Source organism: Pseudalgibacter alginicilyticus, assembly GCF_001310225.1.
GTDB lineage: Bacteria > Bacteroidota > Bacteroidia > Flavobacteriales > Flavobacteriaceae > Pseudalgibacter > Pseudalgibacter alginicilyticus.
In genome coordinates, this window is record NZ_CP012898.1 from 2,175,869 (window position 1) to 2,198,012 (window position 22,144).

The 22,144-nt window shown below is 31.9% G+C and carries 21 protein-coding genes; 16 read left to right on the top strand and 5 right to left on the bottom strand.

Translation table 11 applies throughout. From position 1 onward, the window contains the following. Positions 1–483 precede the first annotated feature (483 nt). Positions 484–1,692 carry a 2-oxoglutarate dehydrogenase complex dihydrolipoyllysine-residue succinyltransferase gene (gene odhB, locus APS56_RS09130; protein WP_054727389.1) on the bottom strand — a complete coding sequence of 403 codons (1,209 nt, stop codon included), beginning with the start codon at positions 1,690–1,692 and terminating at the stop codon, positions 484–486. Positions 1,693–1,747: 55 nt separating this feature from the next. Beyond that, positions 1,748–4,492 carry a 2-oxoglutarate dehydrogenase E1 component gene (locus APS56_RS09135; protein ID WP_054727391.1) on the bottom strand — a complete coding sequence of 915 codons (2,745 nt, stop codon included), beginning with the start codon at positions 4,490–4,492 and terminating at the stop codon, positions 1,748–1,750. Positions 4,493–4,718: 226 nt separating this feature from the next. On the opposite strand from APS56_RS09135, the gene APS56_RS09140 reads away from it, so the two are divergent. Further along, positions 4,719–5,225 (top strand): hypothetical protein, encoded by a 507-nt coding sequence (locus APS56_RS09140; RefSeq protein ID WP_054727392.1) that lies wholly within the window; start codon positions 4,719–4,721, stop codon positions 5,223–5,225. Positions 5,226–5,228: 3 nt separating this feature from the next. Here APS56_RS09140 and APS56_RS09145 read toward each other — a convergent pair whose 3' ends face one another. Next, the gene (locus APS56_RS09145) at positions 5,229–5,660 is read right to left on the bottom strand and encodes an RrF2 family transcriptional regulator (protein ID WP_054727394.1); all 432 of its coding nucleotides are present in this window, start codon (positions 5,658–5,660) and stop codon (positions 5,229–5,231) included. Positions 5,661–5,768: 108 nt separating this feature from the next. On the opposite strand from APS56_RS09145, the gene APS56_RS09150 reads away from it, so the two are divergent. The 10 genes from APS56_RS09150 to APS56_RS09195 all read left to right on the top strand — a co-directional run bounded on the left by APS56_RS09150 (position 5,769) and on the right by APS56_RS09195 (position 13,594). Continuing rightward, positions 5,769–6,266, top strand: coding sequence for a c-type cytochrome (locus APS56_RS09150; protein ID WP_054727396.1), 498 nt, complete (start codon positions 5,769–5,771; stop codon positions 6,264–6,266). Between the two features lie 3 nt (positions 6,267–6,269). Beyond that, positions 6,270–6,842 carry a fasciclin domain-containing protein gene (locus APS56_RS09155; RefSeq protein WP_054727398.1) on the top strand — a complete coding sequence of 191 codons (573 nt, stop codon included), beginning with the start codon at positions 6,270–6,272 and terminating at the stop codon, positions 6,840–6,842. Between the two features lie 21 nt (positions 6,843–6,863). Beyond that, the gene (gene nosZ, locus APS56_RS09160) at positions 6,864–8,816 is read left to right on the top strand and encodes a Sec-dependent nitrous-oxide reductase (RefSeq protein WP_054727401.1); all 1,953 of its coding nucleotides are present in this window, start codon (positions 6,864–6,866) and stop codon (positions 8,814–8,816) included. A 135-nt stretch (positions 8,817–8,951) separates the two neighbouring features. Then, positions 8,952–9,572 (top strand): hypothetical protein, encoded by a 621-nt coding sequence (locus APS56_RS09165; protein WP_054727403.1) that lies wholly within the window; start codon positions 8,952–8,954, stop codon positions 9,570–9,572. 30 nt (positions 9,573–9,602) lie between these two features. Further along, positions 9,603–10,040, top strand: coding sequence for a nitrous oxide reductase accessory protein NosL (locus APS56_RS09170; protein WP_054727404.1), 438 nt, complete (start codon positions 9,603–9,605; stop codon positions 10,038–10,040). A 3-nt stretch (positions 10,041–10,043) separates the two neighbouring features. Then, positions 10,044–10,478 carry a CopD family protein gene (locus APS56_RS09175; RefSeq protein WP_054727406.1) on the top strand — a complete coding sequence of 145 codons (435 nt, stop codon included), beginning with the start codon at positions 10,044–10,046 and terminating at the stop codon, positions 10,476–10,478. Between the two features lie 3 nt (positions 10,479–10,481). Beyond that, positions 10,482–11,720: a nitrous oxide reductase family maturation protein NosD gene (locus APS56_RS09180; protein WP_054727408.1), complete on the top strand. Its 1,239-nt coding sequence runs from the start codon at positions 10,482–10,484 to the stop codon at positions 11,718–11,720. Next, the gene (locus tag APS56_RS09185) at positions 11,714–12,421 is read left to right on the top strand and encodes an ABC transporter ATP-binding protein (protein ID WP_054727410.1); all 708 of its coding nucleotides are present in this window, start codon (positions 11,714–11,716) and stop codon (positions 12,419–12,421) included. Before APS56_RS09180 ends, APS56_RS09185 begins: the two co-directional genes overlap by 7 nt. Next, positions 12,414–13,196 carry a nitrous oxide metabolic protein gene (locus APS56_RS09190; RefSeq protein ID WP_054727412.1) on the top strand — a complete coding sequence of 261 codons (783 nt, stop codon included), beginning with the start codon at positions 12,414–12,416 and terminating at the stop codon, positions 13,194–13,196. Before APS56_RS09185 ends, APS56_RS09190 begins: the two co-directional genes overlap by 8 nt. A 125-nt stretch (positions 13,197–13,321) precedes the next feature. Beyond that, positions 13,322–13,594, top strand: coding sequence for a hypothetical protein (locus APS56_RS09195; RefSeq protein WP_054727414.1), 273 nt, complete (start codon positions 13,322–13,324; stop codon positions 13,592–13,594). A gap of 48 nt (positions 13,595–13,642) precedes the next feature. On the opposite strand, the gene APS56_RS09200 is transcribed toward APS56_RS09195, so the two are convergent. Continuing rightward, positions 13,643–13,993, bottom strand: a complete 351-nt coding sequence (locus tag APS56_RS09200; protein ID WP_054727416.1) for a hypothetical protein — start codon at positions 13,991–13,993, stop codon at positions 13,643–13,645. 39 nt (positions 13,994–14,032) lie between these two features. Beyond that, the gene (locus APS56_RS09205) at positions 14,033–15,007 is read right to left on the bottom strand and encodes a polyprenyl synthetase family protein (RefSeq protein WP_054727418.1); all 975 of its coding nucleotides are present in this window, start codon (positions 15,005–15,007) and stop codon (positions 14,033–14,035) included. A gap of 123 nt (positions 15,008–15,130) precedes the next feature. Between APS56_RS09205 and APS56_RS09210 the strand changes: the two genes are divergently transcribed. The 5 genes from APS56_RS09210 (at position 15,131) to APS56_RS09230 (ending at position 22,099) form a co-directional block, all read left to right on the top strand. Next, positions 15,131–15,736 (top strand): TetR/AcrR family transcriptional regulator, encoded by a 606-nt coding sequence (locus tag APS56_RS09210; RefSeq protein WP_054727420.1) that lies wholly within the window; start codon positions 15,131–15,133, stop codon positions 15,734–15,736. 4 nt (positions 15,737–15,740) lie between these two features. Further along, positions 15,741–17,084: a TolC family protein gene (locus tag APS56_RS09215; protein ID WP_054727422.1), complete on the top strand. Its 1,344-nt coding sequence runs from the start codon at positions 15,741–15,743 to the stop codon at positions 17,082–17,084. Positions 17,085–17,102: 18 nt separating this feature from the next. Next, positions 17,103–18,272 (top strand): efflux RND transporter periplasmic adaptor subunit, encoded by a 1,170-nt coding sequence (locus APS56_RS09220; RefSeq protein WP_054727424.1) that lies wholly within the window; start codon positions 17,103–17,105, stop codon positions 18,270–18,272. Positions 18,273–18,311: 39 nt separating this feature from the next. Beyond that, positions 18,312–18,509 carry a four helix bundle protein gene (locus APS56_RS09225; protein WP_054727425.1) on the top strand — a complete coding sequence of 66 codons (198 nt, stop codon included), beginning with the start codon at positions 18,312–18,314 and terminating at the stop codon, positions 18,507–18,509. A 77-nt stretch (positions 18,510–18,586) separates the two neighbouring features. Further along, entirely contained in the window at positions 18,587–22,099 is a 3,513-nt protein-coding gene (locus tag APS56_RS09230; protein WP_054727427.1) for an efflux RND transporter permease subunit, read from the top strand. The last annotated feature ends 45 nt before the right edge of the window (positions 22,100–22,144 follow it).

The following is a 22,144-nucleotide window of genomic DNA, read 5'->3' on the forward strand; positions in this document are numbered from 1 at the left end:
CTACTGCTATTAATAGTTCTTAGGGGAATTTTAAAAGCTCTAAATCATTCTGATTTAGAGCTTTTATTTGTTTAAAATTCTTTTTATTGACATGCTATCAAAAACACAATACCTTAGATTAGGTATGCAATATTTTACTTCTTTATCATGAATTAAAAACCTTTGAATCAAAAAAATACGAAAAACTGCGTATTTTTTTTCCAATCTATTTATTTTACTTTTAACCTGCTATTAATCAATACTTTTTTAAAGGTGATTTAAATAACTCTGTTCTGCATAGAGCAGAGTTATAAATCATTATTTATACATAATTGAAGTGAAAGAAAACAATACATTTTTAAATAAATACTTTGTGATTGGGTTGGCTATTTTGATAATTATAGTGATTTCTACAAATATTATCCTATATTTTTAATCTCATTTTAATACAATAAAAAAGGCATTGCATTTGCAACACCTTTTCAAAAAAAATAGTTTGTTATTTTATAACTCTAATGCCTTTTTAACATTGTTGTTCATTAATATTTCTGTTGGATTTTCTAAAGCTTCTTTAACAGCTACTAAAAACCCAACACTTTCTTTTCCGTCTATAATTCTATGATCATAAGAAAGTGCTACATACATTATTGGACGAATTTCAACTTTACCATCAATAGCAACAGGACGCTCAACAATGTTGTGCATACCTAAAATACCACTTTGTGGTGGATTGATAATAGGAGTAGATAACATACTACCAAAAACTCCTCCGTTAGTAATTGTAAAGGTACCTCCAGTCATTTCATCAACTGTTATTTGTCCATCTCTTGCTCGAAGTGCCAAACGTTTTACCTCTGCCTCAACACCTCTAAAACTTAAGTTTTCAGCATTTCTAATTACCGGAACCATTAACCCTTTTGGTCCAGAAACCGCAATACTGATATCTGCAAAATCATAAGAAATCATTTCTTTGCCATCCATCATGGAGTTAACAGCTGGATACATTTCTAAAGCTCTTACAACTGCTAAAGTAAAAAAGCTCATAAACCCTAAACCAACACCATGTTTGGCTTTAAAAGTTTCTTTATATTCATTTCGCAAAGCAAAAATAGGAGACATATCTACTTCATTAAAAGTAGTTAACATAGCTGTTGTATTTTTTACTTCAACTAAACGCTCTGCTACTTTGCGACGCAACATAGACATTTTACTTCTTGAAGTTCCTCTATTACCACCTGTAGGTGTTCCCATAGAAGGTACTGCTTGAATAGCATCTTCTTTAGTTACGCGACCATCTTTTCCTGTACCAGAAATAGCTCCTGCGTCCATACCTTTTTCAGCTAAAATCTTTTTAGCTGCTGGGCTTGCTGTTCCTGTAGCATAAGTTTTGGTTTCAGCCACTGGAGTTTTAGGCGTTTCAGCTTTTGGAACGTCTTCTTTCTTTTCTTCCTTAGGAGCACTGCCTTCAGGTTTTTCCGCACTTGTATCAATAAGACAAACGACTGCCCCAACTGCTACCGCATCACCTTCTTCTGCTTTTAGTGTTATAATACCACTTTCTTCTGCTGGAAGTTCTAATGTTGCTTTATCACTATCTACCTCAGCAATGGCTTGGTCTTTTTCAACATAATCACCATCTTCTACTAACCAAGTAGCTATTTCAACTTCTTTTATAGACTCACCTGGTGAAGGCACTTTCATTTCTAAAATCATTTTTTATAATTTTAATTGTATAAGAATTTCTATCTGTTTTATTTAAACTTTCTATTTAAGCATTATCAAAAATAGCATCAATGACTCTACGTTGTCTTCGTTTATCCCTTGTACTTGATCCGGGTGCTGGAACAGAATTATAAGGTCTTGAAACAACTTCTAATTTAACAAAATCCAAACGTTCTGAAATATGACCCCAAGCCCCCATATTTCTAGGTTCTTCTTGTGCCCAAATATATTTCTCAACATTTGAATACTTTTCAATAACTTGTTTTATTTTATCCTGATGTAAAGGAAATAATTGCTCTATTCTAACTAAAGCTATTGTATCATTTTTAAGGTTTTCACGTTCTGCTAATAAATCATAATAAAACTTACCTGTACAAAACACTAATTTTTTTACATGTTTAGGATTGATAGTATCATCTATAATTTCTTGGAAATTACCATCCGCAAGTTCATTTAAAGACGACACCGCTTTTGGATGACGCAATAAACTCTTTGGTGTAAAAACAATTAAAGGTTTTCTAAAATCACGTTTTAATTGACGACGCAATAAGTGAAAAAAGTTAGCTGGTGTTGTACAATCTGCAACAATCATATTATCATTTCCGCAGAGTTGCAAATAACGCTCTATTCGAGCTGAAGAATGTTCTGAACCTTGCCCTTCGTATCCATGAGGCAATAATACGACTATACCATTTTGAGATTTCCATTTGTCTTCTGCCGCCGATAAATATTGGTCAAAAATAATTTGTGCACCATTACTAAAATCTCCAAATTGAGCTTCCCAAATAGTTAAAGTATTTGGATTTGCCATGGCATAACCATAATCAAAACCAAGCACACCATACTCTGATAAAAATGAATTATAAATATACATTTCACCTTTATTAGCAGGGTTTGTATTTAAAAGATTGATACGTTCTTCTGAAATTTCATCACGCAAAATGGCATGACGGTGGCTAAAAGTACCACGTTCAACATCTTGTCCTGAGATACGCACATTAAAGCCTTCTTCAAGTAAACTTCCATAGGCTAAGGTTTCGGCCATACCCCAATCTAATTCATCTGTTTCAAAAACCATTTTAGCTCTACCTTCCAAGATACGCTCTGCTTTGCGTAAAAACTTAACACCTTCTGGAACGGTAGAAACAACTTTAGCTATGTTTTCTAAATTAGTTTTAGGAAAGCTTGTGTTTTCAGTCTGCAATATAGCATCTACACCTCTACGCACAAACCCTTTCCAACGTTCCTGCATAAACTCACGAACTTTTGATGATTCTTCTAATTTAGATTTTTCGTAGTGTGATTCTAAAGTAGACTTAAATTCATCAACAATCCCATCAGAATAGGCTTTATCAATTGTATTTTCAGCTATTAGTTTTTCTGAATAGATATTAAAAGGATTATTATGTTTTGATATTTCTTTATATAATTTAGGTTGAGTAAAACGAGGTTCATCACCTTCATTATGCCCGTATTTTCGATACCCTAATAAATCAATATACACATCTTTTTTATAACGCATTCTATAAGCCAATGCTAATTCTACAGCATGAACAACCGCTTCAGCATCGTCTGCATTAACATGTAAAACAGGAGATAAAGTAACTTTTGCTACATCTGTACAATAGGTACTTGAACGTGCATCTAAATAATTAGTAGTGAATCCTATCTGGTTATTAACCACAATATGTAAAGTACCTCCAGTTTTATAGCCATTAAGCTGACTCATTTGTGCTACTTCATAAGCAATACCTTGACCAGCTATGGCTGCATCACCATGTACAATGATTGGTAAAATTTTAGAATCATCGCCATTATAATCATTATCAATTTTTGCACGGGTAATACCTTCTGCTACAGAAGCTACCGTTTCCAAGTGCGATGGATTTGGCACCAAATTCATTTTAATAGATTTACCGTTTTGGTAAGTTTTATCTAAAGTTAACCCTAAATGATACTTTACGTCACCATCGATATGTGCGTCCTCAAAATCCTTACCATCAAACTCACTAAAAAGTTCATAAGCTGGTTTTCTAAAAATGTTTACCAAAGTACTTAATCTACCTCTATGTGCCATTCCTAAAACACATTCTTTAACACCATATTTTTCAACAGACATGTAAAGTGTGTTACTTAAAGCAGGAATTAAGGACTCCCCCCCCTCTAAAGAAAAACGTTTTTGACCAACATATTTAGTTTGCAAAAAGTTTTCAAAAGTAACCGCATGATTCAGTTTTGAAAGAATATATTTTTTAGTATCCTTATCAAAATTAGGTTGATTATCATTTACGTTAAGTTGATTTTGCCACCAAGCGATAACTTCTGGATTTCGTAAATACATATACTCCACCCCTATAGAACTACAATAAATTCTATCTAAATGGCCAATTATTTCTCGTAAAGATTGGGCACCACCTAAGCCTAATATTTCTCCAGCATTAAAAACAGTATCTAAATCATCATTAGACAAGCCAAAATTTTCAATAGCTAAAGTAGGTTCGTAAGTTCTTCTAGCTCGAACAGGATTGGTTTTTGTAAACAAATGACCACGCATACGGTAACCATCAATAAGTTTTACCACTTGAAATTCCTTTTGTACATGTTCTGGAATTTGAGCAGAAACCCCTTCTACTATTTCACCATCTAATCCATAGTTTTCTGATCCGAAATCATAACCCTGAAAAAAGGCTCTCCAACTTGGTTCTACAGAATCTGGATTCTGTGTATATTGTTCGTATAAATCAGCAAAATATGCTGTATGTGCTGCGTTTAAAAAGGAATATTTATCCATTATTAATTTTAAAATCGTTTTTCTAATTCAGAAATTTTTCAAAAATACAACTTTTGGTAAAACTAGATGTTTCTTTTATTATATTTATAGAGCAGATAGTCTGATTTAGTTAAATAATTAGCATTGTTGTTAATTTTTTATTGAATTATAATTTTTTAGATTTACATTTTAATAATTTTTTAAATAAAAAATCAAATCCCATAAAATCATTTAAAACCTTAACCTTATGAAACAAAAAATAATAATCGGTTTCTTATTAATAACAACTTTTAGTTTTTCGCAACAAAAATATACAAGTGATTTTTGGCAAAATGTCCGTTTTGGAGGAGGCATTGGACTAAGTTTTGGCGATGGTTTTTTTAGTGGCACTTTAGCTCCTAGTGCTATTTATGAATTTAACAATCAATTTGGTTTAGGCTTAGGTTTAAACGGTACTATAAACAATCAAAAAGATGTATACAAATCTACCATTTTAGGGGGAAGCCTTATTGGATTATTTAGCCCGATAAATGAGTTACAATTATCTGCAGAATTTGAACAACTTAATGTAAACAGGCGTTATGACACTCGATTAAACTTGGCTACTGACAATTATTGGTCGCCTGCGTTATTTGTTGGTGCAGGTTATCGCAATGGCAATATTACCTTTGGAATTAGATATGACATTTTATACGATACTCAAAAAAGCATTTATGCAGATCCTTGGGCTCCATTTGTCAGATTTTATTTTTAAGGCCTAAAGAGGCAAAAAAGTATCACCGGACTTAACACTCAACATCAAATCATAAATAGTTTTTCCTTTCAAGGTTTTTAAGATAAGATTTCTAGAAGGAACCAGAATATCGTGTAATGGGCAAGGTTTATCTTCATCACAAGCATCTAAACTTATCATGCAAGCAGAAAGTTTGTTTTTTCCATCAATAACATAAATAATGTCCAATACAGATTTCTTTAAATTTTCTTCACTTAAATAAAACCCACCATTAGGTCCTTTTTTAGAAGACACCATATTAACCTTAACTAACTCTTGCAACAGTTTAGCTATATAAGCTTGTGGCACGTTTATAGGAGCTGCAACATCCTTTGCCATTACTTTATTTTCCTTATTCGATTTTAAAGCTAAAAAAAGCACAGCTTTAATAGCATATTTTGAAGAGTTTGAAAGCATATGCAAATATAAAAAAATAAAAAAAGATATTTATATCTTAAATATGATTTTTATCATATTTATTATCCTATTAACATTATAAATTTGGGCAATTAAAAACCTATTCAAATGAAAACAATACTAAATATTTTAATGACATTATCAATTACACTGCTTATAAGCTGTGGTGGCAAAGAAGAAAAAAAGAAAGAAGGGTTTTCTTATGAAAAAACAACTCCTACGGAAACAAAAACTACAAAAATTGAAAAAGTAGCTCCTTCAGCAACGGTTGATTTAACAAACAAAGGTGTAGGTCCTATCAAATCATTAGTATTAGAATCAGAAATAGATCAATCAATGGCGTCAAATGGCGAAGCTGTTTTCAAAAAAATGTGCGCTGCTTGTCACCGAACTGACAAAAAATTTATTGGTCCTGCACCAAAGGGCATTTTAGATAGAAGAACACCTGAGTGGATTATGAATATGATTCTAAATCCCGAAGTAATGGTTAAAGAAGATCCATTAGCTAAGGATTTATTAATAGAGTTTAATGGAGCGCCAATGGCAAATCAAGGTATAAGTGAAGAAGACGCTAGAGCAGTATTAGAATATTTTAGAACCTTATAAAACATGAAACCAATTAAACAACTAATTCAACTTTTTGTGTTAGCTGTTTTTATTAGCTCCTGTAATAACGTAAATAAAAACGTACCTAAACCCTCTTCAGAAGCAAAAACAGAAACAAAATTGACAGATAAAACAGGTCAAGCTTTTATTGAAAATGATATAAGCACAACCGTTTTAAATATTGCAATGAACTCTAAAGACCATACAACATTAGTGGCAGCAGCACAGGCAGCTCAATTAGAAAATGCTTTAGTAAATGCTGGACCCTTAATGGTGTTTGCTCCAACCAACGAAGCTTTTGCAGCATTACCAGAAGGAACCGTTGAAAATTTACTAAAACCAGAAAACAAAAATGCACTGGCTAATATTTTAAAATATCATGTAACTCCTGGAAATTATTCTAAGGATTTTTTAAAGAAATTCAAAAAATTAGGACAAGCGAATAATGGTTATGTAAAAATAGAAGTTGTTAATGATGAGCCAATAATTGGTGGTGCAAAAATATTGGCAAGTATCAAAGCTGGAAACGGAATTGTTCACGTCATTGACAAAGTGTTGTTACCTCCAACAGAATAATATAAACTAAACTATATAATAATGAAAACAATAATAACACCTATCCTGGCAATTGTAGCGGTTCTTAGTACATTAACAAGTTGTAACAATTCTAACAATTCTGGTGCTCTCTCTAATAACAATGCAGAAAAAGTATATGTAGCACCTGGCGATCACGATTCGCACTATGCTTTTATTTCTGGTGGCTTTAGTGGCAATCTTACAGTTTACGGATTACCTTCAGGCCGCCTATTTAAAGAAATCCCTGTCTTTTCTCAATTTCCAACAAATGGATATGGTTACTCTGAAGAAACCAAACCTATGTTTGAAACCTCATATGGTTTTGTACCTTGGGACGACTCTCATCACCCAGATATCTCACAAACCAATGGAAAACTTGACGGACGATGGATTTTTATCAACGGAAATAATACACCTCGCATTGCACGAATCAGTTTAACAACCTTTGAAACAGAAGAAATAATTGAAGTTCCAAACAGCGCTGGTAACCACAGCTCATCATTTATTACTGAAAACACAGAATACGTGGTTGCTGGAACACGTTTTTCTGTTCCTGTTCCTCAAAAAGACATTCCTATTAAAACATATAAAGGAAACTTTAAAGGAGCATTATCTTTTATATCTGTAGATCCAGAACATGGCCATATGGATATTAAATTTCAAATTTTAATGCCTGGTTTTAACTACGATTTATCACATCCTGGACGCGGAAAATCTCATGGTTGGTTTTTCTTTACCACTTATAATACAGAAGAAGCAAATACGCTTTTAGAAGTCAACGCTTCTCAAAACGATAAAGATTTTATTGCAGCAATTAACTGGAAAAAAATTGAAGAATACGTTAAAAAAGGCGGAGGCACCATGATGCCTGCTAACTATGCACATAACGTATATGATGAACACAAACATACCGCAACTTCAACCATGAAAAAAGAAGTACGAGTTGTTAACCCTTCTGAAGTTCCTGGAGCTGTATATTTTATTCCAACGCCAAAATCACCTCATGGTTGCGACGTGGATCCTTCAGGGGAATACATTGTAGGAAACGGTAAACTTTCTGCAAATTTAACCGTACACTCATTCACCAAAATGTTAGACGCCATTGAAAATAAAAAATTTGCCGGCGAAGCTTATGGTATTCCTATTTTAAATTTTGAAGATGTTTTAGCTGGATCCGTTGAACAACCAGGTTTAGGGCCATTGCATACCGAATTTGATGGACAAGGCAATGCTTATACCACGTTCTTCATTTCTTCTGAAGTTGTAAAATGGAAATTAGGCACCTGGGAAGTGATAGACAGAAAGCCAACCTATTATTCTGTTGGCCACTTAACCATTCCTGGAGGAAACTCAGCAGAACCATTTGGTAAGTATATGTTTGCCATGAATAAAATAACAAAAGACAGATATTTACCAACAGGTCCAGAAATGGAGCATTCTGCTCAATTATATGATATTTCTGGCGAAAAAATGGAATTGTTATTAGATTTCCCTACCCATGGTGAACCTCATTATGCCGCAGCAATTCCAGCTGAAATCATAAAAAATAATTCAAGAAAAATATACCGATTAGATGAAAACCAACACGAAAAGAAAACACTTAGTGGATCAGATGTTAAAATTGTTAGAGATGGTAAAAACGTCCATATTTATATGACGATGATACGAAGTCACTTTGCACCAGATAATATTGAAGGTATAAAAGTTGGAGATAAGGTATTTTTTCACATCACAAACTTAGAACAAGATTTTGATGTCCCTCACGGATTTGCAATCATTGGTGCCAACAATGCAGAATTATTAATTGCTCCAGGACAAACAAGAACGTTAACTTGGGAACCAAAACAAGTAGGTGTTTGGCCATTCTATTGCACAGATTTCTGCTCGGCATTACACCAAGAAATGCAAGGCTATGTACGGGTATCTCCTACAAATTCAAACATAGAATTATCTTGGTCTTTGGGTGAAGATTAATATCATTAATCTTAGAGTTTAGGAAGCTGTTGTTTTAGTGTTTGTCTTTCTAATATAAGGCGAGAGTTGATTTATCGCTCTCGCCTCACTTTTTAAATCACTAATTACTGAATAATTAATTATACAATAATTGTTATGAAAAAGGCTGGAATTATAATGATAGTAGGAGCCTTGTTATTATTAGGGCTTTTTAAATTTCCCTTATGGAATATCATGCTTGGGGCTCCACAATACCCTGAACCATTAGGAATGAATATTTACATTCATGGTATTGAAGGTGTAGAAGAATTTGACCTTCAAAATATTGATGGCCTAAACCATTATATAGGAATGAAAACTATCCCAAAAGCAGAAGATATGTGGGAATTCTCAGTGTTTCCTATAGTCATAGTTTTTATGGTAGTATTAGGTACAGTTATTGGATTATTAGGCTATTTTCAGAAATTAAACTACAAATACTTTTTAGGATGGTTTTTATTAATGTCTGTATTAGGTATCTTAGGCATATATGATTTCAATAACTGGCTGATAGATTATGGCAGCAATTTAGATCCAAATGCTATTATTAAAGTTACCAATCCAGATGGGTCTCCAATGAGCTATAAACCCCCTTTAATTGGCTACCAAAAACTACTGAATTTTGATGTTGATTCATGGCCGCACTTAGGAGGTTACCTTATGTTTATTGGCATGACATTAACCCTTGTTGCTTTTTGGGCTGGCAGAAAAGCAAGCTTAAAACCAACAACACAATAGATTAACCTACAATTATAAAACACTATAGTCATGAAAATACTAAAACACTGTCCAATTATCATATTACTACTAATAGCAAGTAGTTGCCATGTAAAACCAGAAGCTATAAATTATGGAAGTGATGGCTGCCATTTTTGTAAAATGACCATAGTAGATAAAGTTCATGCAGCAGAAATTGTTACTAAAAAAGGGAAAGTTTACAAATTTGATGCTACAGAATGTATGATACATTTTATGGAGGAATTTGAAACGAATGAAGTTGAATTGTATTTGTCTAATAACTACACCGAACCTGAAGTTTTAGTTGACGCTACAAAAGCAACTTTCTTAATTAGTAAAAATATTCCAAGTCCCATGGGCGCTTTTCTTTCCGCTTTTAAAAATAAAACTGACGCGAAGAAACTTCAAGTTGAAAAAGGGGGTCAATTATACACTTGGGAACAACTTCTTTCAAAATTTAATCATTAAGCCATGCTTTTAAAATTCATCATATTCATACACATTATTAGTGCAACAATTTGGACTGGTGGTCACTTAATTTTGGCTTTAAGTTTTTTACCTAAAGCATTATCAAAAAATGACTTCAGCATCATAGAACAATTTGAATCAAAATTTGAACGTATTGGCGTTCCAGCACTACTTATTTTAGTAATAACAGGTATTTACATGGCTATTATTTATACCACAGATTTTTTTGAATTCGACTTTTCAAATCATCAAAACAAGCATATATACATCAAATTAATCTTGTTATTATGCACTATTCTACTTGCTTTACATGCTCGCTTTTTTTTAATTCCAAAGAAAAAAATAAAACAACTCGCATATCATATAGGTTTGGTTACTCTAATTGCTGTGTTATTTGTTTTTGTGGGATTTAGTTTAAGATCAGGAGGACTATTATAGCTTATGAAAAACATCAAAATCATATTATTAATCTCATTAGTTGTAGTTGGTAACGGCTTTGCAAATCAAATTGAAATTTGCAAAACGTGCCCTATTTCGACTTTAAAAGAAGGAATTGCACTGGCTAAAGATTTTGATACTATTATGGTTAAAAAGGGAACTTATAAAGAACATAATATTATAGTTGACAAACCCTTAACCATCATTGGTAAAAATTACCCAATAATTGATGGCGAATTAAAAGGCGAAATAATTACTGTTATAGCAGATAATGTTACGGTTGATGGTTTATTCATAATAAATGTAGGCAATAGCTACACTACAGATTATGCGGCCATTCGTGTTAAAAATAGTAAAAATTTCCTGATTCAAAATTTAGTGTTAGAAAAATTATTTTTTGGCATTTATATCGAAAAATCAAGGAATGGAAAGGTTTTTTATAATAAAATAATTGGAGAGGCGGTTGAAGAATATAATTCTGGTAATGGCATTCAACTTTGGTACAGTAAAAACGTTCTGATTGAACATAATTTTGTGCAGCATGTTCGTGATGGTATTTATTTAGAATTCTCTGACGATTGCATCATTAAAAATAATGTAAGCGCATTAAACGTACGATATGGTCTACACTTCATGTTTTCTAACGATGACACCTACCAAGATAATATTTTTGAAAACAATGGTGCTGGTGTAGCTGTTATGTTTTCAAGACGCATAAAAATGTATAACAACATTTTTAAAGAAAACTGGGGAACTGCGTCTTATGGTCTGCTACTCAAAGAAATAAATGATGGAGAAATCAAAGGTAATACCTTTGAAGATAATACCATTGGTATTAACGTTGAAGGTTCTAACCGCATTAATTACAAACACAACACATTTAAAAATAATGGTTGGGCCATTAAAGTCCGTGGTGCTTGCTATGCGAATATATTTACAAAAAACAATTTTTTATACAATTCCTTTGATATTGCTTATAATAGTAAGGTTAACGATAACAGATTCAACAAAAATTATTGGAGTAATTACACGGGTTATGACCTTGATAAAAATGATATAGGAGATACACCTTACAGACCGGTTAAATTATTTTCATACATCGTAAACCGCACACCAGAAACTATTATTTTATTACGAAGCATGTTTATTGATATTATTGATTTCTCCGAAAAAGTATCACCCGTATTTACACCAGATGACTTGCTAGACAACAATCCACAAATGAAAGAGCTAACATGGTAACAATAGAAAACTTACATAAAAAATTTGGAAAAAATCAAGTACTAAGCGGTGTTAATTTAAACATATTTGATGGCGGAATTTTTGCTATACTTGGCCCAAATGGCTCAGGAAAAACCACACTCATAAAATCTATTTTGGGGATGGTCATACCCAACCAAGGAAAAATAACGGTTTTAGGTCAAAACGTGAAAAACAACTCGGAGTATAGGTGTCAAATTGACTATTTACCACAAATTGCCAACTTTCCAAATAATTTAAAAGTTATAGAATTAATTAAAATGATTAAGGATTTACGTAAACCTACGAAAGAGGACCAACACCTAATTAAACTCTTTAAATTAGAACCATTTTTAAACAAAAAATTGGGCAATCTTTCTGGAGGAACAAAACAAAAAGTAAATCTTGTACTGGCTTTTATGTTTGATAGTCCTTTGGTTATTTTAGATGAACCTACAACTGGATTAGACCCTGTTGCACTCATAAGCTTAAAAGATTTAATTCAAAAAGAAAAAAACAAAGGAAAAACCATTCTTATCACATCTCATATCATGAGTTTTGTTGAAGAAATATCAGATGAAATTGTATTTATCTTGGAAGGAAAAATCTACTTTAAAGGCAGTATTGAAAAATTAAAAACCAAGACCAATCAACATGATTTTGAACATGCAATTGCGTCTATATTAACCGACAATTATGCTTAAAATTTTAAAATATAGTTTTTATGATTTAATGCGCAGTCGCTGGAGTTACGTGTATTTTGCTTTTTATTTATTGTTAGGTATTGTGTTGCTATTTCTAAACAATGATTTATCAAAGGCAGTCATCACATTAATGAACATTATTATTGTTTTAGTACCATTAATTGGAACCCTATTTGGCGTTATGTACTATTATAATTCGCAAGAATTTACAGAATTACTCTTAGCACAACCCATAAAACGATCCTCCATATTTTTAGGCCAATATTTAGGAGTTGCTTTGTCATTATCCTTGAGTTTAATTCTTGGTTTAGGTATGCCATTTGTATTTTATGGTCTATTTGAAAGTAGTGCCATTTGGGATTTTTCATTGTTATTAATAACAGGAACATTTTTAACCCTAATATTTACTGCTTTAGCTTTTAATATTGCTCTGTCTAACGAGAATAAAATTAAAGGGTTTGGATACGCCATATTACTTTGGCTATTCCTTGCTGTTATTTATGACGGTTTATTTTTAATGACATTAATTTTGTTTGAAGATTATCCATTGGATAAAGTATCATTAATTGGTACCATGTTAAATCCAATAGATTTATCAAGAACCTTAATATTACTAAAATTAGATATCTCGGCATTATTAGGCTATACAGGTGCTGTTTTTAAACAATTTTTTGGCACCAAATTTGGCTTTAGTATTTCTTTAGTAATGCTTACTATATGGGTCATGCTACCTCTATTACGAATTATTTTTAAATCTAAAAGAAAAGATTTTTAAATCATAGCAATAATTTTTAGTTGTAAAAACAACAAACTCAAACTTAAATTACAACTATTCCTCTTGAAGGTTTAACTTTAAACAACAACAAAAAATGAACAATCAATGAAGAAACTCATATTGGCATGTATCGTATTGGTTCTATTTTAAAAAATAATACATCCTTAGAAGGCAAAGTTTTAGGTAAAGCGCTTTCAGAAAAAACCAATTATAGTGGTTCATATGATGAAATAGAAACAGCGTCTTATACTATTTTAAACATTAATTTTGGTATTATTTTTTATAATAAACATGGGGAAACTATATTAAAACTTGTCATTGAAAATATTATGAATGCTCATTATTCCACCTATGCAAACTGGAGCAATTTACCTACAAAGGGCGTAATTTTTATGTGAATGCATCTTTTGTAATCAATTAAAAAACACCAGATACCTGAAAGGAATTTAAGAATATTTATTCTTAAACCACACCTTTTGCCATTCGCGCTTTAAAATTAAAAACGAAACGTCTTCAGATAGTTTTAAAATATCGTTTCCGTGCAATTCTTTGACTTGTACTTCTGAAACGTCAATAATATAAAGTAAGTTTAAATATTCAGTAAATTTTTCTTGAATGAGTTTATAAACCGTTTCATGAAGAATGAGTTTTAAACTTGAAGGTAAAATTTCTTCATGAAAATCTAAATCTACATTTGCCAAAAGAAAATCTTTATTAAGCTGGAGAATTAATTTTTTGTATAAGTCTAATTTATAGGCCTCTTCAATTAAAGCATCAAAATTCACAGGTAATTTCATAAAAAGATTTCCGTTTTTCGTGGAAATAAAAATTAATTATTAAACGTCTCTATTCATTAATTGATTGCCAAATGTTTTTAAAAGCTGTTTCTTTTCTTCTGAAATATTTAATGACTCCAAAACAGAAAAAGCTTTTTTGGTATAATTTTCAATTTCATTTTTAGTAGCTTCCAAAGCTCCCGATGTTTCAAAAATCTGCTTTACCTGATTAACTTTAGCTTCGTTATCATACGATTCACTTGTGTACAAATCATAAAGCTGAAGCTGATCTGCTTCAACAGAAAACTCCATAGCTTTGATGTACAAATAGGTTTTTTTATTTTCAATAATATCACCACCCACTTGTTTTCCGAAAGTTTCAGGATTGCCAAAAGCATCTAAATAATCATCCTGCAATTGAAAAGCTATCCCTAAATTTTTACCAAATTCGTAAATATTTTTTTGATCACTCTCTGTAGCTTTAGCAACAATAGCCCCCATTTGCATAGCAGCTCCCACTAACACAGCCGTTTTATACTCAATCATTTTTAAGTATTCTGCAATTGTCACCTTGTTTCTAATTTCAAAATCTACATCATACTGTTGACCCTCACAAACTTCCAAGGCTGTTTTACTAAATAGTTTTGCTAATGATTGAAAAACATCCGATTCATAATTTTCAAACAACTGATATGCCATAATTAACATAGCATCTCCTGAAAGTATCCCGGTATTTACATCCCACTTTTCATGTACCGTTTCTTTTCCACGACGCAATGGTGCGTCATCCATGATATCATCATGAACTAATGAAAAGTTATGAAACACTTCAACACTTAAAGCGGTATTCAACGCTTTTTTATAATCACATCCAAAAATATCGGCTGTCATTAAAGTTAAAACTGGACGTAACCGCTTACCTCCCAAATTTAAAATATAAACAATTGGCTTGTAAAGGTTTTTCGGCTCCTTAACTGTTGCGTATTTTTCTAAATAATCAACAAATTCTTTTTGATATTTTTCTATAGAAAGCATGTAACAAAAATAAATTAATTAGACATACTAAAAAGTGCAATCGTAAATTATATATTAAAAAATCGTAAACTTTGGAAACTTTTTTTGTTTTTAAAGTTTCCATGAGTATATTTGCACGCAATTATGAGAGACAAAATATTAACAGGAGCAACAGATTTATTTTTAAACTACGGGTTTAAAAGTGTTACTATGGATGATATTGCCAATGCATTAGGGGTTTCAAAAAAAACAATTTATCAGCATTTTGATAATAAAACCAAATTAGTAGAAGCTGCTACCTCACACGTCTTTCAATCTATTTCTGAAGGAATTGAAGAAATCATTGACTCAAATAAAAACCCTATTGAGGAAATTTATAGCATCAAACAATTTGTAACAGAATATCTTAAAAACGAAAAATCATCACCACAATATCAACTACAAAAATATTATCCAAAAATATTTAAAAATCTTAAAAACAGTCAATTTTGCATCATGCAGAATTGCGTAACAGATAATTTAAACAAAGGGGTTCAAAATGGGTTATATAGAGATACCATCCATGTTGATTTTATTTCAAGAATTTACTTCAATACATTGTTGATTATAAAAGACAAAGATTTGTTCCCCGAGAATAAATTTTCAATACAGATGTTAATGAGTAATTTTATTGAGTATCATTTACGTGGTATTTGCACACCAAAAGGTTTAGAAATTCTAAACAAGTATATAAATTCTAATCAAGTATAAAAAAATGAAAAGCAAACTAATAATACTCTTTAGTTTATTATTTTCCATTGGAATATTTTCTCAAGAAATACCAAAAAAAATATCATTACAAGAAGCTATCAATTATGCTTTAGAACATAACAGAACTGCTAAAAATGCTTTTCGTGATATAGAAGCAGCGAAAAAACAAAAATGGGAAACTACAGCAACGGGATTACCACAAATAAGCGCTGCGGTTGACTATCAAAACTTTCTAAAACAACAAATATCTTTAATTCCTGCAGAAGCTTTTGGAGGTACTCCTGGTGAGTTTGAAGAATTAGTATTTGGAACTAAGCAAAACATGACTGCTACAGCTACTTTAACGCAAAAAATATTTGACGGCTCGTATATAGTTGGACTACAATCTGCCAAAGTATTTTTAGAAATATCAAAAAATGCTAAAGAAAAAACAGATTTAGAAATAAGAAAATCTGTAATTGAAGCCTATGGAAATGTGCTTCTTGCTGAAGAAAGCTTAAAAATATTAGAACGCAACCTGAGTGTGTTAAAAAAGAATCTGAATGAAACCACTAAAATATATGAAAATGGTTTAGGTGATGAAGAAAGTGTAGAGCAATTGCAAATTACTCTATCAGGGGTAGAAAGTAATTTTAACAAAACAACCCGTTTAAAAACATTAGCATATCAAATGTTAAACATTACCTTAGGAATAGACATAAATTCCGAAATAGCACTAAGTGATAATTTAGAAAGTTTAACATCACAAAACATAGATTTAAAACTATTAGAAAGTGATGTAACTATTGAGAACAATATCGATTTAAAAATTGCAGAAAATAACAAAACTTCAAAAGAACTCCTTTTAAAACTTGAAAAAAGTAAAGGACTTCCATCTTTAAATGCATTTTTAAATGGAGGATATTCTGCCTATTCAGATACTTTTAGTTTTACAGACAACGACCAAAAATGGTTTGGATCATCTTTATTTGGCCTTAGCCTAAACATACCTATATTTAGTTCGTTAGGAAGAAGTGCTGCTACACAAAGGGCTGCAATTAATTTAGAAAAATCTGAAGACGATTTAACTGAAACCGAGCAACGCTTAAAGCTCCAATTAGAATCAGCAAAAAGCGATTATCAATTTGCTATAGAAGAATACACCAATAAAAAAGAAAACTTAAATCTTGCTGAACGTATTGAGAAAAAAAATCAAACCAAATTTTACGAAGGTATAGCGTCTAGCTTTGAATTAAGACAAGCACAAATTCAATTATATACTGCACAGCAAGAATTTTTACAAACCATGCTAAATGTTATAAACAACAAAGCAATGTTGGAAACAATTTCAAACACTATTAACAATTAAAATATCAATCGGGAAAGGATGAAAAACATATATTTATTAGTATTCGTATCACTTATATTAACGTCTTGTGGCAATGAAAACAAAAAATCGGTTGAAGATATTTTAGCTACAAATAATTTAGAACAAATAAGGGAGAGAAAATCTTCTTTAGATGCACAACAACAAGAAATCTCAGTTCAGTTAAAACAGCTCGAAGCAAAAATTAAAGAATTAGACCCTCAAGAAAAAATTCCTTTAATAACAACATTTACAGCTAAAGAAGATGTTTTCATACATTATCTTGAACTCCAAGGAAGCGTAGACACAAAACAAAACTTAGTTATATACCCAGAATATTCAGGAATATTAACACATGTATATGTAAAAGAAGGACAAAAAGTTAGCAAAGGGCAAACACTTGCTAAAATTGATGATGGCGGCTTAAGCCAACAAGTAGCACAAATGCAAATTCAAGCCGATTTAGCAAAAACTACTTTTGAACGTCAAGAGCGTCTTTGGAACCAAAAAATAGGAAGTGAAATTCAATTTTTACAAGCAAAATCTGCTTACGAAGCACAATTAGAATCCATAAAACAATTAAAACAACAAGTAGGTAAAACCATTGTTACAGCCCCCTTCTCTGGAACTATTGATGACGTTATTACCGACCAAGGAAGTGTTGTGGCTCCTGGACAATCTGCCTTATTTAGAATTGTAAACCTAAACAATATGTACATTGAAACAGATGTGCCTGAACGTTACATATCTGATATAACTCTAGGGAAAGATGTGCTAATAGATTTCCCAATTCTTGGCACTACAATGAATGCAAAAATTCGTCAAGCAGGAAATTTTATCAACCCAGCCAACAGAACTTTTAAAGTAGAGGTTGCTGTACCAAATAAAAATAACATCATCAAACCTAATCTAACGGCAAAACTTAAAATAAATGATTATACAAGCAACAACGCTATTTTAATTCCACAAAGTATCATTTCAGAAAATGCTGAAGGTCAACAATACGTTTATACTATAACCAATAAAAATAATAATGTTGCAAAAGCTAAACGCGTCATTATAGAAACTGGAAAAACACAAGGCGATTTTATAGAAGTACTATCGGGTTTAGAAAACGGTGAGGAAATAATTGATGAAGGTGCAAGAAGCGTTAAGGATGGGCAAGAAGTAAAAATTCTTATTAGCCAATAGCTTGTAGATGTAAGTCTTTAAAAAGTAACACTGAAAATTATGAAAGAAATTAAATACAGCTTCGAATATTTTAAAGTCTATCAAAAAACTTTAGGTTTTATTGACAATACTTGTAAGCCAACACTTAATTTACCAAACAGTGAAGATTACCATTTAAGTTCTCCGTTTAGAAGAACTTCTATTTCAATTGCATTAAATATTCCCGAAGGCTCAGGGAAATATCAATGCGCAGTTTAACAAATTTTTGAGTATCTCAAATGATACTATAGAAGAATACGTTGTGTGTTCAACAATTGCTAAAAAATTAAAAACTAATGACTGATAAAAAAAAACAAGTAGATAAAGAATTTGGATTATCATCTTGGGCAATCAACAACAAAACAACCATGTATGTGTTGATTGTATTAATATTATTTTTAGGAACTGGCGCTTATTTTAGTATGCCCAGAGAAAGTTTTCCGGAAGTAAAAGAAACCAAAATATATATTAGTTCAGTATACCCAGGAAATACAGCTGAAGATATTGAAAAACTAATCACCGATCCTATTGAAGACAAGCTAAAAACAGTGAGTAATGTGGTAGAAATCACCTCTACATCTCAAGAAGATTACTCCATAGTTATTGTAGAATTTGATGAAAATATCTCTGTTGAAGCCGCAAAACAAAAGGTTAAAGACGAAGTTGATTCTGAAACTTCAGGCGAAGACTGGCCTACTTTTAATGGCGCCAAAGTAGAACCAAACGTATTTGATTTAAGTATTTCTGAAGAATTTCCAATTCTAAACATTAATATTTCTGGTGACTACCCTATTGATAGACTTAAAGAGTTTGGCGAATATCTTGAAGATGAAATTGAAAGTCTTATTGAGATCAAACAAGTGGATATTCGTGGAGCACAAGACAAAGAAGTAGAGGTGGCAGTAGACATTTATAAAATGATGGCTGCTAAAGTAAGTTTTGATGATGTTATTAATGCTATTAACAGAGAAAACATGACCATGTCTGCGGGTAATTTAATATCCAGTGGACAGCGTCGTACCATTCGTGTTATTGGAGAAATTGAAACCCCAGAAGAACTTGAAAACTTTGTTGTAAAATCAGAAAACAACAACGCTATTTACTTAAAAGATGTTGCTCAGGTTACTTTTAAAGACGAAGACAAAACCACTTATGCAAGAGAGTTTGGTGAACCAGTAGTGATGTTAGACGTTAAAAAACGTGCTGGAAAAAACATGGTTGCTGCTGCAGAACAAATACAAATTATTGTTAAAGATGCTGTAGAAAATGTATTTCCACCAGATTTAAAAGTTAGTATTGCAAACGACCAATCTTCAAAAACTATTGGCCAAGTAGACGATTTGGTAAACAATATCATTTTTGGAATTATATTGGTAGTTACTGTTTTAATGTTCTTTTTAGGATTTAAAAATGCTCTTTTTGTAGGTTTTGCAATCCCAATGTCAATGTTCATGTCCCTTCTAATATTGAACACTTTAGGGTACACCATGAATACCATGATACTTTTTGGACTGATTATGGGACTTGGTATGTTGGTTGATAATGGTATTGTGGTGGTTGAAAACGTATACCGCCTAATGGAAGACGAAGGCATGAGCAGAATTGAGGCTGCTAAAAAAGGAATTGGCGAAATTGCTTTTCCAATCATCATTTCTACAGCTACCACAGTAGCCGCATTTATTCCTCTAGGTATGTGGCCTGGAGTTATGGGTGAATTCATGAAGTATTTCCCCATTACATTATCTGTTGTTTTAGGCTCTTCTTTATTTGTTGCCATCTTTTTTAACTCAGTAATGGTATCACAATACATGACTACAGAAGACAAAAATATGCCTTTAAAAAGTATCATTAAAATTTCTGCTATTTTTGGAATTATAGGCTTACTTATTATCCTCTTTGGAGGCAGCTATAGAGGTTTAGGCACCTTAATGATTGTAACTGTTATTTTACTGTGGATTTATAGACTTTTCTTAAGAAAATGGGCTAACAAATTCCAAAATCACAGCTTACCTCGTTGGGAGAATTTTTATGAAAAATCTCTCAGAGGTGCTTTAAAAGGCAAAAGACCTATATTAATAAGTGTAGGAACATTTATTTTGCTCATCATTGCTTTTATAGGTTTTGGAACCTCCGTAGGAACCCAACGAACTAAAGTGGAGTTCTTTCCTGACAATAAACCTAATCAAATTATAGTTTACATTGAATATCCGGAAGGTACAGATATTAAAAAAACCAATGCTATCACTAAAGATATTGAAGCACGTGTTTACAAAATTATAAATGATGAGGCTTATAAAAATGGTGATTATAATTTCCTAACTGAAAGTGCCGTATCTCAAGTAGGTGAAGGTGCAGGAAACCCAATGACTGATGGTGGCTCTGCAGCCGAAATGCCACATCGAGGAAAAATTACTGCCACCATGCGCGAGTACAAATTTAGAGAAGGTGCAGATAGTCAGGATCTCCTAAAAAAAGTGCAGGTTGCTCTTAAAGATGTATACCCTGGAGTTGCTATTTCTGTAGAAAAAGATGCCAACGGTCCTCCAGTAGGATACCCAATTAATATAGAATTAGAAGGGGATGATTATTCTGAATTAATCAATACTGCTGAAAAAATGCGCGATTTTATTAATTCAAAAAATATTGAAGGGATTGACGAATTAAAGATTGATGTTAACAAATCTAAACCTTCAATGCAAGTACATGTGGATAGAAAAAAAGCTGGGGAACTGGGTGTAAGTTCTGGACAAGTAGGACAACAATTGCGAAACTCCATCTTTGGATCTAAAGCTGGCGTTTTCAAAAAAGATGGTGAAGATTATGATATTTACGTTCGTTTTAATGAAGAAAACCGCTATAATACAAGTGCTATTTTCAATCAAAAAATAACATTTAGAGATGCATCATCAGGACAAATTAAAGAAGTTCCTGTATCGGCTATTGCAAAACAAAATAACAGCTCAGGCTTTAGTGCTATTAAACATAAAGATGTGAAACGTGTGGTTGTTTTATATTCTGCACTAACCCCCGGCTTTACAGATGCTGGTGCTATTGTATCTCAAATTCAACATGAAATGCAAGGCTTTTCAGGAAAATCAGAAAATGTTAAAATAGATTATACTGGACAAATTGAAGAACAAAGTAAACAAATGGCCTTTTTAATGGGAGCTTTTTTTACAGGTTTAGGATTAATATTTTTCATTTTAATATTCCAATTCAATTCCATTTCAAAACCAGGTATCATTATGATTGCTATTTTCTTAAGTTTGATTGGTGTTTTTGGTGGTATTGTACTAACGGGCTCTCCATTTGTAATTATGATGACCATGATGGGAATTATATCACTTGCAGGAATTGTAGTTAATAACGGCGTGGTGCTTTTAGACTACACCCAACTATTGATTGATAGAAAAAAAGCAGAATATAATTTAGAAGACGATGCCTATATTGAAAACGAAGAATTATTAGAAGCTATTGTTAAAGGTGGAAAAGCACGTTTACGCCCTGTACTTTTAACAGCTATCACCACCATTTTAGGATTAATTCCTTTAGCTATAGGTTTAAATATTAATTTCTTTTCCTTATTTAGCGAACTTAATCCTCATATTTATATGGGTGGAGATAATGTGGTTTTCTGGGGACCTCTTGCCTGGACTGTTATTTACGGTTTAATTATAGCAACGTTCCTAACACTAATAGTGGTACCTATATTATTCTACTTAGTAACCAGATTTAAAATGTGGATGTACCAAGATAGAATTTCGAAAAAGGAATTTATTGCCTCAGAAAACATGTTTGGTGAAAACTAAAAAATGAGTATTTAGGTTTAATAATATTTGTATGCGATACAATTT